Annotated in this window: 19 protein-coding genes; 8 read left to right on the forward strand and 11 right to left on the reverse strand. The window is 63.3% G+C overall.

The genetic code is table 11. The annotated features are described in order from the left end of the window. The first annotated feature begins 5 nt into the window (after positions 1-5). Positions 6-1,202 carry a phosphoglycerate kinase gene (locus Amn_RS24370; protein ID WP_286292790.1) on the forward strand — a complete coding sequence of 399 codons (1,197 nt, stop codon included), beginning with the start codon at positions 6-8 and terminating at the stop codon, positions 1,200-1,202. Between the two features lie 368 nt (positions 1,203-1,570). Here the strand turns inward: Amn_RS24370 and Amn_RS24375 are convergent, their stop codons facing one another. After that, positions 1,571-1,951 carry a cupin domain-containing protein gene (locus Amn_RS24375; RefSeq protein ID WP_067957167.1) on the reverse strand — a complete coding sequence of 127 codons (381 nt, stop codon included), beginning with the start codon at positions 1,949-1,951 and terminating at the stop codon, positions 1,571-1,573. Positions 1,952-2,289: 338 nt separating this feature from the next. On the opposite strand from Amn_RS24375, the gene Amn_RS24380 reads away from it, so the two are divergent. The 3 genes from Amn_RS24380 (at position 2,290) to Amn_RS24390 (ending at position 5,120) form a co-directional block, all read left to right on the forward strand. Then, a complete protein-coding gene (locus Amn_RS24380) occupies positions 2,290-3,315 on the forward strand; it encodes a class I fructose-bisphosphate aldolase (protein ID WP_067957164.1) in 1,026 nt (341 codons plus the stop codon). An 83-nt stretch (positions 3,316-3,398) separates the two neighbouring features. Continuing rightward, positions 3,399-4,753, forward strand: a protein-coding gene (locus Amn_RS24385; protein WP_502874739.1) for an IS3 family transposase whose coding sequence is annotated in 2 segments (ribosomal slippage) — positions 3,399-3,875 and positions 3,878-4,753 — 1,353 coding nt in all. Because the reading frame shifts where the segments join, the coding sequence is not laid out codon by codon here. A gap of 103 nt (positions 4,754-4,856) precedes the next feature. Then, entirely contained in the window at positions 4,857-5,120 is a 264-nt protein-coding gene (locus tag Amn_RS24390; protein ID WP_286292795.1) for a hypothetical protein, read from the forward strand. 25 nt (positions 5,121-5,145) lie between these two features. On the opposite strand, the gene Amn_RS24395 is transcribed toward Amn_RS24390, so the two are convergent. Beyond that, positions 5,146-5,592: a hypothetical protein gene (locus tag Amn_RS24395; RefSeq protein WP_286292798.1), complete on the reverse strand. Its 447-nt coding sequence runs from the start codon at positions 5,590-5,592 to the stop codon at positions 5,146-5,148. A 157-nt stretch (positions 5,593-5,749) separates the two neighbouring features. Between Amn_RS24395 and Amn_RS24400 the strand changes: the two genes are divergently transcribed. Continuing rightward, positions 5,750-6,004 (forward strand): DUF982 domain-containing protein, encoded by a 255-nt coding sequence (locus tag Amn_RS24400; protein ID WP_067957155.1) that lies wholly within the window; start codon positions 5,750-5,752, stop codon positions 6,002-6,004. A gap of 71 nt (positions 6,005-6,075) precedes the next feature. On the opposite strand, the gene Amn_RS24405 is transcribed toward Amn_RS24400, so the two are convergent. The 7 genes from Amn_RS24405 to Amn_RS24435 form a co-directional block, all read right to left on the reverse strand. Beyond that, positions 6,076-6,234, reverse strand: a complete 159-nt coding sequence (locus Amn_RS24405; RefSeq protein WP_169808313.1) for a hypothetical protein — start codon at positions 6,232-6,234, stop codon at positions 6,076-6,078. A 107-nt stretch (positions 6,235-6,341) separates the two neighbouring features. Then, positions 6,342-7,058 (reverse strand): type 1 glutamine amidotransferase, encoded by a 717-nt coding sequence (locus tag Amn_RS24410; protein WP_286292802.1) that lies wholly within the window; start codon positions 7,056-7,058, stop codon positions 6,342-6,344. 91 nt (positions 7,059-7,149) lie between these two features. Continuing rightward, on the reverse strand, positions 7,150-7,455 hold the full coding sequence (locus Amn_RS24415) for a hypothetical protein (protein WP_185910310.1): 306 nt from the start codon (positions 7,453-7,455) through the stop codon (positions 7,150-7,152). A gap of 292 nt (positions 7,456-7,747) precedes the next feature. After that, complete coding sequence (locus tag Amn_RS24420) at positions 7,748-7,924, reverse strand: hypothetical protein (protein ID WP_263005913.1); 177 nt, start codon at positions 7,922-7,924, stop codon at positions 7,748-7,750. 94 nt (positions 7,925-8,018) lie between these two features. Further along, positions 8,019-8,213 (reverse strand): hypothetical protein, encoded by a 195-nt coding sequence (locus Amn_RS24425; RefSeq protein ID WP_154385705.1) that lies wholly within the window; start codon positions 8,211-8,213, stop codon positions 8,019-8,021. A gap of 113 nt (positions 8,214-8,326) precedes the next feature. Next, positions 8,327-8,503, reverse strand: coding sequence for a hypothetical protein (locus tag Amn_RS24430; RefSeq protein WP_157097003.1), 177 nt, complete (start codon positions 8,501-8,503; stop codon positions 8,327-8,329). A 72-nt stretch (positions 8,504-8,575) separates the two neighbouring features. Continuing rightward, complete coding sequence (locus tag Amn_RS24435; protein ID WP_182573769.1) at positions 8,576-9,046, reverse strand: hypothetical protein; 471 nt, start codon at positions 9,044-9,046, stop codon at positions 8,576-8,578. A 349-nt stretch (positions 9,047-9,395) separates the two neighbouring features. Here Amn_RS24435 and Amn_RS24440 point away from each other — a divergent pair, with 349 nt between their 5' ends. Further along, a complete protein-coding gene (locus Amn_RS24440; RefSeq protein ID WP_182573768.1) occupies positions 9,396-10,151 on the forward strand; it encodes a sulfite exporter TauE/SafE family protein in 756 nt (251 codons plus the stop codon). Here Amn_RS24440 and Amn_RS24445 read toward each other — a convergent pair. Beyond that, positions 10,148-10,318: a hypothetical protein gene (locus Amn_RS24445; protein ID WP_157097001.1), complete on the reverse strand. Its 171-nt coding sequence runs from the start codon at positions 10,316-10,318 to the stop codon at positions 10,148-10,150. The genes Amn_RS24440 and Amn_RS24445 overlap by 4 nt on opposite strands. A 218-nt stretch (positions 10,319-10,536) precedes the next feature. On the opposite strand from Amn_RS24445, the gene Amn_RS24450 reads away from it, so the two are divergent. Further along, positions 10,537-12,447, forward strand: coding sequence for a propionyl-CoA synthetase (locus tag Amn_RS24450; RefSeq protein WP_182573767.1), 1,911 nt, complete (start codon positions 10,537-10,539; stop codon positions 12,445-12,447). 245 nt (positions 12,448-12,692) lie between these two features. Next, on the forward strand, positions 12,693-14,345 hold the full coding sequence (locus Amn_RS24455) for an alpha/beta hydrolase (protein WP_182573766.1): 1,653 nt from the start codon (positions 12,693-12,695) through the stop codon (positions 14,343-14,345). 83 nt (positions 14,346-14,428) lie between these two features. Here the strand turns inward: Amn_RS24455 and ybaK are convergent, their stop codons facing one another. Beyond that, positions 14,429-14,902: a Cys-tRNA(Pro) deacylase gene (gene ybaK, locus Amn_RS24460; RefSeq protein WP_182573765.1), complete on the reverse strand. Its 474-nt coding sequence runs from the start codon at positions 14,900-14,902 to the stop codon at positions 14,429-14,431. Positions 14,903-14,924 lie beyond the last annotated feature (22 nt).

A 14,924-nucleotide genomic window follows, 5' to 3' on the forward strand; every position in this document is an offset into this window, starting at 1 on the left:
ACCTTATGGCCGCCTTCAAGACTCTCGACACCATCGGCAACGTCAGCGGCAAGCGGGTTCTCGTCCGCGTCGACCTCAACGTGCCGGTCGCCGACGGCAAGGTGACGGATGCCACTCGCATCGAGCGTGTCGCACCCACCATCACCGAGCTTGCCGGCAAGGGTGCCAAGGTCATCCTGCTCGCCCATTTCGGCCGCCCGAAGGACGGCCCCGATCCGGCCCTGTCGCTGGCGCCCATCGCGACCGCCACATCGCAGGTCATCGGGCGCCCGGTCGGCTTTGCCGCCGACTGCATCGGCAAACAGGCCGCCGCCGCCGTCGGCGCCATGAACGACGGCGACATCCTGCTTCTCGAAAACACCCGTTTCTACAAGGCCGAGGAAAAGAACGACCCTGTTTTCGTCGAGCAGCTCGCCGCCAATGGCGACATCTTCGTCAACGATGCCTTCTCTGCCGCCCACCGCGCGCATGCCTCGACCGAAGGCCTCGCCCACAAGCTGCCCGCTTTTGCCGGCCGCACCATGCAGGCTGAGCTCGAGGCACTGGAAAAAGGCCTCGGCAACCCGGTCAAGCCGGTCGTCGCCATCGTCGGCGGCGCCAAGGTCTCGACCAAGATCGACCTCTTGATGAACCTGGTTAAGAAAGTCGACGCACTCGTCATCGGCGGCGGCATGGCCAACACCTTCCTCGCCGCGCGCGGCACCGATGTCGGCAAGTCGCTGTGCGAGCATGACCTCGCCCCTACCGCCAAGCAGATCATGATCGAGGCTGCCCAGTCCGGCTGCGCAATCATCCTGCCGTCGGACGGCGTCATCGCCCGCGAGTTCAAGGCGGGTGCCGCCAACGAGGTCGTCGCCATCGAGGCAGTGCCTGCCGATGCCATGATCCTCGACGTCGGTCCCAAGACCGTCGCTTCAGTCAACGACTGGATCGACCGCGCCTCGACGCTGGTCTGGAACGGCCCGCTCGGCGCCTTCGAGATCGAGCCTTTCGACAAGGCGACTGTCTCCGCCGCCCAGCACGCGGCCGCCCGCACCAAGGCCGGCAAGCTGGTCTCCGTCGCCGGTGGCGGCGACACGGTGGCAGCGCTCAACCATGCCGGCGTGGCCGACGATTTCACCTATGTCTCCACCGCCGGCGGCGCCTTCCTCGAATGGATGGAAGGCAAGGAACTGCCCGGCGTCGAAGTGCTCAAGGCCTGACTGCAACAAACATCCTCCCTCGCCCAGCGAGGGAGGCTTCCGTTCCGACATTCCCCCTCGATGAGCGCCAGGCGCCCCTCTCCGCCTCGCTGCGCTCGGCACCTCTCCCCAGAGGGGCGAGGAAGCCAGTCCTGAACCGACAGCTCCCTAGCATTCTCGGTGGAAGCATCCGCGGTTCGGTTGACACACCAGCGGCCAGGCTGAGCTACCCGCAAGCTCAGCTAAGACGCGGATTGGGCGCGAAGCTTCTCCAGCTTGGGTTCCTCGCCCCTCTGGGGAGAGGTGGCTCGCCCGCAGGGCGAGACGGAGAGGGGTCCACACCGTCTGCGCCCGTCCCGTCTAGCTTCCCAGCCCAAGCCTGAACCCACCTATGCCGGCTTGGCATACTGCTCGGCGCTCATCACCTCGATGCAGGTGAAACGTTCGTTGCCTTCGACCCAGGCGTCGTGCCCAGGCGGAATGGTGTAGGAGGTGCCCTTGGTCAGCGTCTTCTGCGTCCCGTCATTCAGCCTCACCGTCAGCGCGCCCGAAACGACATAGCCGACATGCGAGACCTGGCAGCTGTCGGTCTTCACCACCGGCTTCACGCATTCCGACCAGCGCCAGCCCGGCTCCATATTGAGCCGGCCGAGGGTGAAGCCTGTCAGCCGCACCACTTCGACACGGGTCTTGTCCGGCGAGCGGATCTCGTCCGGCTCATTGTGGGACTTGAACTCGAATTTCGAGACATTCATTGCGCCATCAGCCATGGCAGCCTCCCATCATCGTCATGCGCACAGGCGCATACGGTAAGCCAATATTTTAGCATCCACTGATATAATAGATAGACAGACGCCGGCACGGTCGGCCGAGATGACCCGAACACTGTATGGTCAGACCGAGTCGAATTGACCGGTTCCGACACCTCGCATCGTGTACTTTTTGCTATTCGTCTAGTCATAAGTTCAAATCTGTAACAACCGGTCGTAAATCTTGCCCGCGAGCTAAAACGATTGAAATAATTTCAATCGGTTATAGGCTTGTTGCCGGCATTCCGTTCAGGAAAACCATCTGCTATGCGCGCCGCATCTGACCAGGAGGTAATTGTATGAGCGAACGTCTCGAAGACATCGCCGTCGCCATGGTGGCGAACGGCAAGGGCATTCTGGCTGCGGACGAAAGCTCCGGCACCATCAAGAAGCGTTTCGACGTCATCGGCGTCGAGTCGACGGCCGACAGCCGCCGCGACTATCGCGAGATGATGTTCCGCACCAAGGAGGCGATGACCAAGTACATCTCCGGCGTCATCCTCTACGACGAGACAATTCGCCAGTCCGCCGCCGACGGCACGCCGCTGGTCGATCTCATCAAGGCATCGGGCGCCATTCCCGGCATCAAGGTCGACGCCGGCGCCAAGGCCATCGTCAATTTCCCCGGCGACACCATCACCGAAGGCCTCGACGGCCTGCGTGAGCGCATGGCCGAGTACTACAAGCTCGGTGCCCGCTTCGCCAAATGGCGCGCCGTAATCGACATCGACACCGGCAAGAACGTGCCGTCGGCCTACTCGCTCTCGGCCAACACCCAGGCACTCGCCCGCTACGCTGCACTCTGCCAGGAAGCCGGCATCGTGCCGATCGTCGAGCCGGAAGTGCTGATGGACGGCGCACATGACATCGACACTTGCTACGACGTCACCAAGGCAACACTGGTCAAGCTTTATGACGAGCTCTACGCCGCCCGCGTCGTGCTCGAAGGCACGATCCTGAAGCCAAACATGGTCATCTCCGGCAAGAAGGCCGCCAGGCAGGCCAGCGCCGAGGAAATCGCAGAAAAGACCATCAAGCTGTTCCGCGAGACGGTTCCGGCTGCGGTCCCGGGCATCGCCTTCCTCTCGGGCGGCCAGTCCGACGAGGAGGCTACCGCCAACCTCAACGCCATCAACGCCATCGGTCCGCACCCGTGGAAGCTGACCTTCTCCTACGGCCGCGCGCTGCAGGCAGCGCCGCAGAAGGCATGGTCGGGCAAGGCCGAAAACCTCGCCGCCGGTCAGGCAGCCTTCACCCACCGCGCCCACATGAACCACCTGGCCGCCCTCGGCCAGTGGAAGTCCGCGCTGGAAAAGGCCGCGTAAGCCAGGCCATCAGGCAGAAATGCGAAAGCCCCGGAGCGATGAACTGACCCCCGAAAGTTGGACACAACCTTCGGGGGTTTTGCATGTCCAAACACAGTGCGCGTTTCAAGCGCTCGGTTGTCGATAGCTATTTGTGCGGGGATGAAAGCTACGCGAGTGCGGCGTCGAAGCGTGGAGTTGACGCGGCGACTGTCCGCAAGTGGGTGGCTTTTTACCAGGCGCATGGCTGGGCGGGACTGTCGGGCAAATACGATCATTACGACGCGACGTTCAAGCTGTCAGTGCTCGAGCGGATGTGGCGAGAAGGTCTGTCGTATCGCCAGACGGCGGCGTTGTTCAATATCCGCAATGCCAGTTGCCTGGCGGGCTGGGAGAAGCGCTATCATGCGGGTGGGATAGAGGCACTCGGCCCACGTCCCGGAGGACGCCCCATGTCGAAGCCGCCGGCCCCCGCAGTGCCTGTTGCACCCAGTGACGAAGCCAAAAGCCGGGAAGAACTGCTGGCCGAGCTGAAGCAACTGCGGATGGAGAACGCCTACCTAAAAAAACTGGAGGCCTTAACGCAGGGACACGCGCCCAAAAAGCACAAGCCGTCCAGGCGTTAAGGCCGTTGCATCCGCTTGAGGGCCTGCTCGATCTGGCGAAGCTGCCGCGCAGCACGTTCTATTACAGGCAAAAGGCAGCCTCGCGCCCGGACCGCCATGTGGCGCTGAAGGAGGCGATCAAGGCCATCTTCGACAGCCACAAGGGCCGCTACGGCTATCGCCGGGTGACTGCGCAACTGCGTCAGTCGGGTCAAGGCGTAAACCACAAGACCGTCCAGAGCCTGATGGCCGGGATGGGTTTGAAGTCGCTGGTCAGGCCGAAGAAGTATCGTTCCTACAGGGGCGAGGTTGGGCGGACCGCTCCCGATCTGTTGCAGCGCAAGTTCAGCGCCGACCGCGCCAACTGCAAATGGGTGACCGACGTGACGGAGTTCAGCGTGGCCGGCGACAAGCTCTACCTGTCTCCCATCATGGACCTCTACAATGGCGAGATCGTCGCCTTCGAGACGGCGCGCCGCTCGCGCTTCAAACTGGTGGACAATATGCTGACAAAAGCCTTCGCCCGGCTCAATGAGGACGAACGGCCGACCCTGCATTCCGATCAGGGATGGCAGTACCAGATGTCGGCATTCCAGCGCAGGCTGGAAACCAGAGGCCTTGCACAAAGCATGTCACGCAAAGGCAATTGCCTCGACAACGCACCGATGGAGAGCTTCTTCGCCACGCTCAAGTCCGAGCTCTTCCACCCGGAAAGGTTCGAAACTGTCCAAAGCCTCGATAAGGCCATCGAGCGCTACATCGACTATTACAACCACCGCCGCATCAAACTGAAACTGAAAGGGCTGGCCCCTGTGCAATACAGGACCCAGCCCTTAAATCTACCAGCTCAATGAACCGTCCAACTTTACGGGGTCAGTTCATGATCCGGGGCTTTTTTTGTTTATGCCGGCAAGAATGCGCCGCGAACGTCAATGTCGCACAATTGCAGGCGCCTCCTTGATCGCCTGGATTTTCTCCATGCCCGGAGACCCCAAATTCACGGCCCAAGCATTTTTTGTCATGCTTGTTGTTGGCGCTTGCGTCTGGATGGTTGGAACATTGTTCGGAGCGGTCGGTTGGTTTCTTGGAGCAGGCATCGGTCTGGCGGCATTTTTTGCCGTCATCTTCACAATTGCTGACCAAGAGGATCGCCGCCGCGACAAGGGAAACCGTGCTGCTGGCGCGCTGTCCTCAAACCAGCAGGCGCCACCGAAACAGTAGCTCGGGCACACCCCACCAGCTCCCATCAATCCTGATACGTATACGACGCGCACATATCCGCGCTGCTTTCCGGCGGTTCGTCGCCGGTGAACACAGCAACGGTCGTCAGGCCCTCGCCGCCGGACCAACTCGCCAGGTAAGTCACGTCGCCGGCGCCGCACAGCCTATTGCCGTTTTCCAGCTCGGGATCCGAGGGGTCCTCGACGCTGTAGACCGAGGCGTTCACCCGTTCGCCGTCGACAGTAAAATGGTCGCCCAGCAAGGCGGCGAACTTCAGCGATCGGCCATTGGCGAAGGTGATGGAGAAATCGTCCATCGAGATGTCGCCGGTGATGCTCTCTGCGGTGGTGCTGAAGGCCCGGAAGCGGTCGCCTTCGGCCGATGCCGGCGCGGCACTGGCAATCAACAGGCCTAGAACAGCAGGCAGTATCCGTTTGCTTGTCATTGTTCGCCCTCTTCCGGCACGATGCATGCCGAGCCCGCCTCCTCTCTCATGCCAGCTCCAGCCTCACAAGTGCCAGTCTGTTCTCAACCAAATGTGGAGGCGCTGCGCCGCATGCTGGCCACGCTTCAACCACCAGGCGTTATGCGGCTCGCTTCCCCCAGCACTTTCGCGTATGAGAGCGACCATGGAAAACATCAGGTTCGAAACGCCCATCACCGTAAAGGGCGACCCCGCCGGTACGCCCCTGCTGCTTCGCAGCGCCAAGGAAGCCTCAGCCTTCCTGCTCAACAGCTGGTCTGGCAAGAAAAGCCCGAAGCATCGGGCCGCCCTTCAGGCATGCTCCGACGCTATTTCGGGCGAAAAGCCGGCCATGGCGGCGCGGCGGGCTTTTGTCGCCGCGGCGCGCGAAGCCAGCATCTTTATCAACGACAAGGACTGACCGGCGCACCGGCCAAGGCCGGATACGCAGGTTCGTGTTTCACATGCGCCCGGTCGGGCGCATTAAGCACCTTACTCTTCGGTTTCGCTTTCGGGCTCCGACTGGAGCTCCGAGCCGGCCTTGCCGCGCAGCCGGGCTTCGGCCTTGGCGGCCAACTTGTCGGCCTTCTTCGCTGCCTTGGCGCGGTCGCGGTCGCGACGGTCCTGATTGTAGTTCGTTGGCCTGGGCATGTTCTGTCCTCTTCTTCTCGTTCATGCCTGCCTAGGGCGATACGCCAGCGAATACAACCCGGCCATGTCGGTTTGTGGCCGACAAGAGGGCCGGAATCGGCTGTATCTCAGCCGCCGATGGCGGCGAAGAAATTGTCGTTGATGCGGCTCGCCGTCTTGCGGAATACCGGCAGGTGCGGCGCCACCGTCTCAGCCAGGCGTGCAGCTTCCTCGGCCCCCAGCGCCTGCTCCAGGCTCGCGGCATATTCCGGAATTTCCGACCAGTCGCCGACGGTGCGGTCGGTGATTTCCATATGATACTGGAAGCCGTAGGCCCTTTCGCCGACACGCAGCGCCTGGATCCGACAGGCAAGGTTGGCGGCGAGACATTCGCCACCCTCCGGCAACACAGACACCTCCGCGCCATGCCATTGCAGCGTCTCAATGTCAGGGCCGATGCCCGCAAACAGTCGGTCGGTGCGACCGGCTTGCGTCAGCTCGACGGTTGCCAGCCCAACCTCCGGCGCCTTCATCAGCCCGACCTTGCCGCCAAGCGCGTCAGCCAGAAGCTGGTGACCGAGGCAAATGCCGAGATAGGGCCGCTTGAGCTCGCGCACCCAGCGCCGGATCGCTGCCTTCTCCGGCTTCAGCCACGGATGCGCCTCCTCCTGCCAGACGTCCATCGGTCCGCCCATGACGGCCAGCATGTCGAAGTTTTCGAGGTCGGGAACCCCCTCGCCCTCATCCAGCTCCACGACATGCTCGCTATGTCCAGCCTCGCGCCAGAACGCGGCGAAGATGCCGCTATGCTCGACCCTGAGATGCTGGAAAACAAGGATCTTCATTCTGCCCCCGCGGCTGCCTCACGCCGCGCCATCTGAAAACAATTGAAGCAGCGCGGCATGTGGCACGACGGCAAAAGGGTTGAGGCAGAGCTCACCTTTGGTCGTTATAGGGCTCCTTCATCTGGCCAACCATGCGGGCCAGCGCCGAAAACGACGGCATATCCGTTTCCGGCTGGCACTGGTTGGCCAGTTGCAGCAGGCGGATCGGAAAATTGACGGCGTCGCGATTTGCCGGCGACAACTCTCCGGAGCGCTCTGCCGCTGTCTCGCCGGCTTCGGCCTTGCGTAGCGCGATGTCGATCTCCTCGCTGGAAACCACGCCCTTGCGAACCAGCACGTTGTTGATCGTGGCGATGGCCATCAGCAGGCCCTCGAGCTGCAGGTTAGCGACGTTCACGTGGCTCACTCCTCTCCTGACCCGGTGGGCGGCTTTGATTTCGGCGGGTTCCGGCCGTCCGAGACCTTCTCCGGCGCCTCAACGACCCGTTCCGTGTTGCCATATTCGTCCGCTGGCTTCCTGTTCCTCGCTGCGTGCCGAAAAACCGCGCCACCAGGATCGGATCGGGGCCAAACCCGCGGCGCGCGTGCACCCGTTTCGCGGCCATTCTGGTTTCCGAACGTGATTGGCCGCCCTCTCCATCGTTCCAGGGATGCCCTGATCAGGGAGCCTGCGGCGTCGTAGCGATAGTTCATCGCTCCCGCTCGGAAATCTGCTCGTGGATCGCCTGGAAACAGGTATCAAGATCGCTATGCAGGCGCTCGCTGACGCCCCCGGTGGCCGCCTCGTCGGGCAAGGCGTCGCCAACTCCCTCGGCGGGCTGGCCGTACCAGGTCGCGGCCAGAAGATTCTGCAAAAGCTCGTACATCGCAGGTTCCTTCGTCTCGTCATGAGACAACCCCTGATGCGGCAGAGCGTTCCATCAACGGCGTTCAAAACGCCATGATGGCCGAGGCGGAGGGTTATTCTTCCTCGTCGTATCCGAGCAGGGTCAGCAGCTGATCGACGATCAGTTCGGCCATCGTGCGGTTGATCGCAAGCTCGACGGCGCCGTCATCGGTCTCGAGGTTGAGCAGCGCCAGCAGCGGCTCTTCGTTCACCACCATCGTGTCGACGGCCAACACCCGGTTCGGAGCCGTGTTCGTCAATCTCGCCATTACCCATCATTCCATCAAGCCTGGAGCGCAGCAACGCAGATCTTGCCAACGTCAACACACTGCCATGGCCTTCGCCAGCGAGGCGACGCCGGCATTGGCGGCAAAGACCGTGATTACTTTTCCTGGACCGAAATGCCGGTTTCGTCGATGCGCAACTCGACACCCTTGGGCTTGGTCTCTTGGCGATAGACATAGATGCCGAGCGCGATGACGGCAGCCGCGAGTACGCCGATGATGAGATAGAGATTGTTCTGCTTCATCAGCCACAGGTAGCTGCCGGCAGCCGGCAAGTCCAGCAGCTCGCGCCCGATTGCCGATGGTACGGCAGGTCACGCGTCAGGCCGGATCGGGCTGCTCCCCGATCAATCGGACCTGACGATGCCGTTGCCCATGGTGATCGGCGAACGATCGGGCCAGAACCAGATGAAGGCGCCGACGACGGTCGCGACCAGTTGCGCCAGCACCACGGCGCTTTCGGCCAGCGATCCCGAGTACCAGCACTTGGCAAGGCCGGCCGCGGCGAGCACGGCCATGGCGTAAAACACCGCGCGCGGCACATAGGCGGCGAAGGCGAAATCGCAGACCGCCCGCGCCACCCAGACACCGGAAAACCCGCCCGCGGCAGCGCCAATCATCGCGGCAAAAATCCTGATGTAGCGCGCCTGCTGGAACGTGCCCGCCATCAGATCATCGAGCATCGGCAACCACCCGACAGCAATCGTCAAAGCAGCCATCACGAAATAGGCGACAAGCGTGCAGATCATCAGCGAAAGAACGATCGCCGCAGCGGTCGTCGGCCCGAACGGCACCTTGGCAACACCTTGGGAATTCATCCCCCGCTCCCAACGCTGGACGTATCAAGATACCACAAAACGCGGCTGCTGCGTCTTACATCGCCATCGGTCATTGTCATCCCCTCGCCCTTCATGACGGACCATCAGCCGATCGCCAGGATCTTACGTCGTCAACTTGTAGGGCGACAGCCCGGCGCCTTGTCCCAATCCGGCACAGAAACAGCTGGCACGCATCCTGCTTGATATGAGCTGCCGGCGATGGCCGGAGCCTGACCCTTGCGGTCAGGTAAGGTTCGCCGGGGTTGGGATGGGGTTTTGCCCCGGCGAACCCCCCATAACTGTGGGGGGCACTTGCCTGTATGTCAGGCACCATTGCATGGTCACGGCCATGCCTGAGCCCTACCTGCTCATCATCGTCGTCGGCGCCGTCTTCGTCCTTGCCGGGCTGGTCAAGGGCGTGGTTGGGCTTGGCCTGCCGACAGTCGCCATGGGGCTGCTCGGCCTCGTCATGCTGCCGGCGGAAGCCGCCGCCATCCTGCTCTTGCCCTCCTTCGTCACCAACATCTGGCAGTTGCTCGCCGGCCCCGATGTCGCAGCACTCGTGCGGCGCCTGTGGCCGATGATGACAGCCGTGTCCGCGGCAACGCTCGCCTTCACCGGGCTGATCACCAGCGGCTACACATCAATCGTCACCGCGGGCCTCGGGCTTGTACTGCTCGCCTATGCAGCGCTCGGCCTGCTCAAGCTGAACATGTCGGTGCCGCCGGTCGCCGAACCTTGGGCCGGCCCTGTTGTCGGTGCGCTCACCGGCATCATGACCGGCGCCACCGGTGTCTTCGTCATCCCGGCCGTGCCCTATCTCGGCGGGATCGGCCTTGGCCGCGACGATCTGGTGCAGGCGCTGGGGCTGTCCTTCACCGTCTCGACCGTCGCGCTCGGTATCGGCCTGTGGGCCAACGATGCGGTTCCGCTCCATCAGGTCGGCATGTCGGCCTTCGCGATCCTGCCGGCGCTTGCCGGCATGTGGCTCGGCGGCTGGCTGCGCGGTCGCATCGCGGCTGAAACCTTCAGGCGCTGGTTCTTTGCCGGCCTGGCCCTGCTCGGCGCGCATATTTCGTGGCAGGGCCTGGCGCCGGCTTTCTAGTGCCCCAGCAGCGCGGTAGCAGAAATCGCCGCCAGCGCCAGCACCGCGAGTTTCCAGAAATCGCGGCGCCGCCTCAGGCCGGGCAGGCCGAGCGGCTTGACCAGCTGGATCGCCATGATGGCGAGGATGAGGAGCGACAGCGCCTTGGACATGCCGTCTTTGATCAACTTCGCGCGTGCCTGTCAAAGGCGATGAGCCGATCTGCTACAGTGCGGCAGCAAGCACTACGATTTGAGAACAGCGGCAGTGCACCAAAACGCGTCGAAAACGGCATTTGCGGACAGCCTCTTAAACCAAGGTCAAATGGACGCCCGGTCGAGCCGGCGGGTACAAACTAAGCCAACAATGACGGCCTCAAGGGCCACTGTCCTGGGAAGGAAACGCCATGCCATCTCGCTATCACGAGGTCTATGACGGTTGGGCCCACGATCCCGAGGGGTTCTGGGCCGAGGCTGCGCGGGCGATCGACTGGTTCAAGCCCTGGGACAAGGTCTTCGACGCCGAGGGCGGCGTTTATGGCCAGTGGTTCGCAGGGGCCGAATGCAACACCTGCTACAACGCGCTCGACCGCCATGTGCAGGACGGCCGCGCCGAACAGGTGGCCCTCATCCACGACAGCCCGATCACCGGCACGCAGCAGAAATTCACCTATGCCGGGCTACTCGCCGAAGTGAATGCGCTCGCCAGCGTGCTGCAGGACCAGGGCGTGCAAAAAGGCGACCGCGTCATCATCTACATGCCGATGGTCGCAGAAGCTGCTTTTGCCATGCTCGCCTGCGCCCGGCTCGGCGCCATACATTCGGTGGTGTTCGGCGGCTTTGCCGCCAAAGAGCTCGCCACCCGCATCGATGACGCCACGCCGAGGCTGATCATCTCGGCCTCTTGCGGCATCGAACCTGGCCGCGTCATCGCCTACAAACCGTTGCTCGACGGTGCCATCGAGCTCGCCAGCCACAAGCCGGAACACTGCCTCATCCTGCAGCGGCCGCAGCTGGCCTGCGATCTCGTCGCCGGGCGCGACCTCGATTATGCCGCAACGGTCGGTGCCGCCAAGGCTGCCGGCCGCACGGTCGAATGTGTCCCCGTTGCCGCCACCGATCCGCTCTATGTGCTCTACACCTCGGGCACGACGGGCCAGCCCAAGGGCGTGGTGCGCGACAATGGCGGCCACATGGTCGCGCTCAAATGGTCGATGGAAAACGAGTTCGGCGTCAGGCCGGGCGAAGTCTTCTGGGCAGCCTCCGATGTCGGCTGGGTCGTCGGCCACTCCTACATCGTCTATGGCCCGCTGCTACACGGCGCCACCACCATCCTGTTCGAGGGCAAGCCGGTCGGCACGCCCGATGCTGGCACATTCTGGCGTGTCATTTCGGAACACGGGGTCGTTGCCCTGTTCACCGCTCCCACTGCCTTCCGCGCCATCAAGAAGGAAGACCCGCAAGGCCTCTTCGTGCCGCAATACGACCTTACGAAATTCCGCACCCTGTTCCTCGCCGGCGAGCGCGCCGACCCAGAAACCATCAAATGGGCGGAGAACAAGCTGAAGGTCCCGGTCATCGATCATTGGTGGCAGACCGAGACCGGCCACCCGATCAGCCAGAACCCGGTCGGGCTCGGTCTGCTGCCGGTCAAATACGGCTCGCCCTGCGTGCCGATGCCTGGCTACGACGTGCGCGTACTCGATGATGCCGGCCATGAGGTCGGGCGCGGCACGCTCGGCAATGTCGTGGTCAAGCTGCCTTTGCCGCCCGGCTGCCTGCCGACGCTGTGGCATGCCGACGAGCGCTTCTTCAACGCCTACCTCGCCGAGTTCCCCGGCTACTACAAGACCGCCGACGCCGGCTACATCGACGACGAGGGTTATCTGTTCATCATGGCCCGCACCGACGACATCATCAACGTCGCCGGCCACCGCCTGTCGACCGGCGGCATGGAGGAGGTCGTGGCCGAACACCCAGATGTCGCCGAATGCGCCGTCATCGGCATCGCCGACGCCATGAAGGGTCAGATCCCTTGCGGCTTCATCGTGCTCAACTCGGGCGTTTCCCGCGACACGGCAGCGATCGAGAAGGAGGTCGTTAGCCTCGTCCGCGACCGCATCGGTCCCGTCGCCGCCTTCAAGATGGTGGTCACCATCAAGCGGCTGCCCAAGACGCGCTCCGGCAAGATCCTGCGCGGCACGATGCAGAAGATTGCCGACCGCGAGGACTGGAAGATGCCCGCCACCATCGACGACCCCTTCATCCTCGACGAGATCACGGAGGCGCTGAAGGCGCGCGGCATCGGCGTGGCCTGACGGCCCTCACGGCACCAAATCCTCATGGTTCGACAGGCTCACCATGAGGATTTGAGTGGGCGACGCCAAGATCCCGAAAGGCTGCAGTTTCAACTGCGCCCGAAACGTGAAGATGCCAGCGGACCGCAATATGGATGCGCTCGCTCCCAGCTAAGGCTTTGCCTTTCCCTCAGATTTGGACGCTGTGCCATTGCCTGAGCACAAGGCACGCGGCAAGTTGGCCTGATAGGATTGGGGGCATAGGCATGCTGCGCAACTGGGCCGTCCGCTACTGGTTTTCGTTCTCGACCACCGGCCTGCTGCTCGGCACGCTGTTTTTCGCAGCGTCACTGACGCCCACGCTGATCCCGCGCAACTACCTGACCCAAGGTGTGCTGTCGGGCCTTTCCGCTGCCGTCGGTTATGGCTGCGGCTTCTTCCTGCGCTGGCTCTGGCGTTATCTCGAGCTGCCCGAACTCCGCGCCCGCATCCTGATCGCCGGCAAGCTGATCGCCGCCATCGCCTGCGGCATCGTCGGTCTCGCTTTCCTGTGGCAGGCGTCGGAATGGCAGAACTCGATCCGCCGGCTGATGCAGCTTGCCCCGGTCGACACCGCCCATCCGCTTGAGGTTGGCGCCATCGCGCTGGTCACCTTCGTCGTGCTCGTGGCGTTCGGCCGTCTGTTCAAGCGGACCCTTGTCTTCGTCTCGGAAAAGCTGCGCCGCTTCGTGCCGACGCGCGTCTCCTACGTCATCGGCACCACGATTGCCGTATTCCTGTTCTGGTCGGCCGCCGATGGCATCATCTTCCGTTACGGGCTGCGTGTGATGGACAGCTCGTTCCAGCGCCTCGATGAATTGATGCCAGCCGAAACCCGCCAGCCCGCCGAGCCTGGCAAGACCGGCAGCGCCGCGTCGCTAGTACGCTGGCAGGATCTCGGCCGCATGGGGCGCTCCTACATCGCCTCCGGCCCGACTGCCGCCGACATCGGCCAACTCACCGGCAAACCGGCCAAGGAACCCATCCGCGTCTATGTCGGCCTGCAGTCGGGCGACACGCCGCAGCAGCGCGCCAAACTTGCGTTGGAGGAGTTGAAGCGCGCCGGCGGCTTCGAGCGTTCGACGCTCGTCATCGTCACGCCCACCGGCACCGGCTGGGTCGACGAGCAGGCGATCGACCCGATCGAGTTCCTGCACAATGGCGACGTCGCCAGCGTCTCCGCCCAATACTCCTATCTCGCCAGCTGGCTGTCGCTCCTGGTCGAGCCCGGCTACGGTGCCGAGCAGTCACGCGCTCTGTTCAGCGAAATCTATGGCTACTGGCACACCTTGCCCAGGGATACGCGCCCGAAACTCTATCTCTTCGGCCTCAGCCTTGGTGCGCTCAGCACCGAACTGTCAAACGAGCTGTTCGAGGTCCTCGGAGATCCCTATCAAGGCGCGCTGCTCAGCGGCCCGCCCTTCGCCAGCCGAATCTGGCACTCGATCACCGACGACCGCAATCCCGGCTCGCCGGAGTGGCTACCCGAATTCCGTGACGGCTCCTATGTCCGCTTCACCGCACAGAAGAACGCGCTCGACATTCCGGGCGCTCAATGGGGCCCACTGCGCCTGGTCTACCTGCAATACGCCTCCGACCCGATCACCTTCTATGAAACCCACGCGCTCTACAGCGAGCCGGACTGGATGAAGACGCCACGCGGCCCCGACGTCTCGCCCGAGTTGCGCTGGTACCCCGTCGTCACCTTCCTGCAGTTGACGCTCGACCTCGCCATGGCGACCACCGCGCCGATGGGCTATGGCCACGTCTACGCCGCCGAGCACTATATCGACGCCTGGATGCAGGTCGCCGACATCAAGGACGTGTCGCCTGACGAGATCGCCAGGCTAAAGCAGCATTTTGCCGACAAGCGGAAGTAGCGATTGACCCGTGCGGCCCTGAAAACAGCGGTGCTGCCGGACTTGCATCGACTTGGCAGAAAGAAGCTTACCGGATCGAAACGTCAGCGGATCAGGTCGGCGGCCTTGGCGCCCAGTGCCGCGATCAGGTCACCGGGCCGCATGCGAATCTGCAGGCCCCTCTGCCCGCCGTTCAGGAAGATCTCGTCCTCAAGCGTCGCGAGTTCCTCGACCGCCGTCGGCACCTGCTTGCGCTGGCCGAAGGGACTGATTCCACCGACCTTGTAACCGGTCAGTCGCTCGGCAGCGTCGGGCTTCATCATCTGCGCCGCCTTGCCGCCGAAGGCGGCCGCCACCTTCTTCATGTTGACCTCCTTGTCGGAGGGCACCACCACGCAAGCCGGCCTGCCGTCGACCTCGACCATCAGGGTCTTGAGCACGATGCCGGGCGAGACCCCCATCGCCTCCGCCGCCTGCAGCCCGACACGCTCCGCCCCGGCGTCATACTCATAGGTCGCGAGCGCAAACGGAATGCCTGATCTGGTCAAGGCGAGCGTGGCGGGAGTGGTCTTCGACATGCCCTGTTGTGCAACAGGGTCC

The sequence above is a fragment of the Aminobacter sp. Y103A genome (assembly GCF_030294925.1).
GTDB classification, from domain to species: Bacteria; Pseudomonadota; Alphaproteobacteria; order Rhizobiales; family Rhizobiaceae; genus Aminobacter; species Aminobacter ciceronei.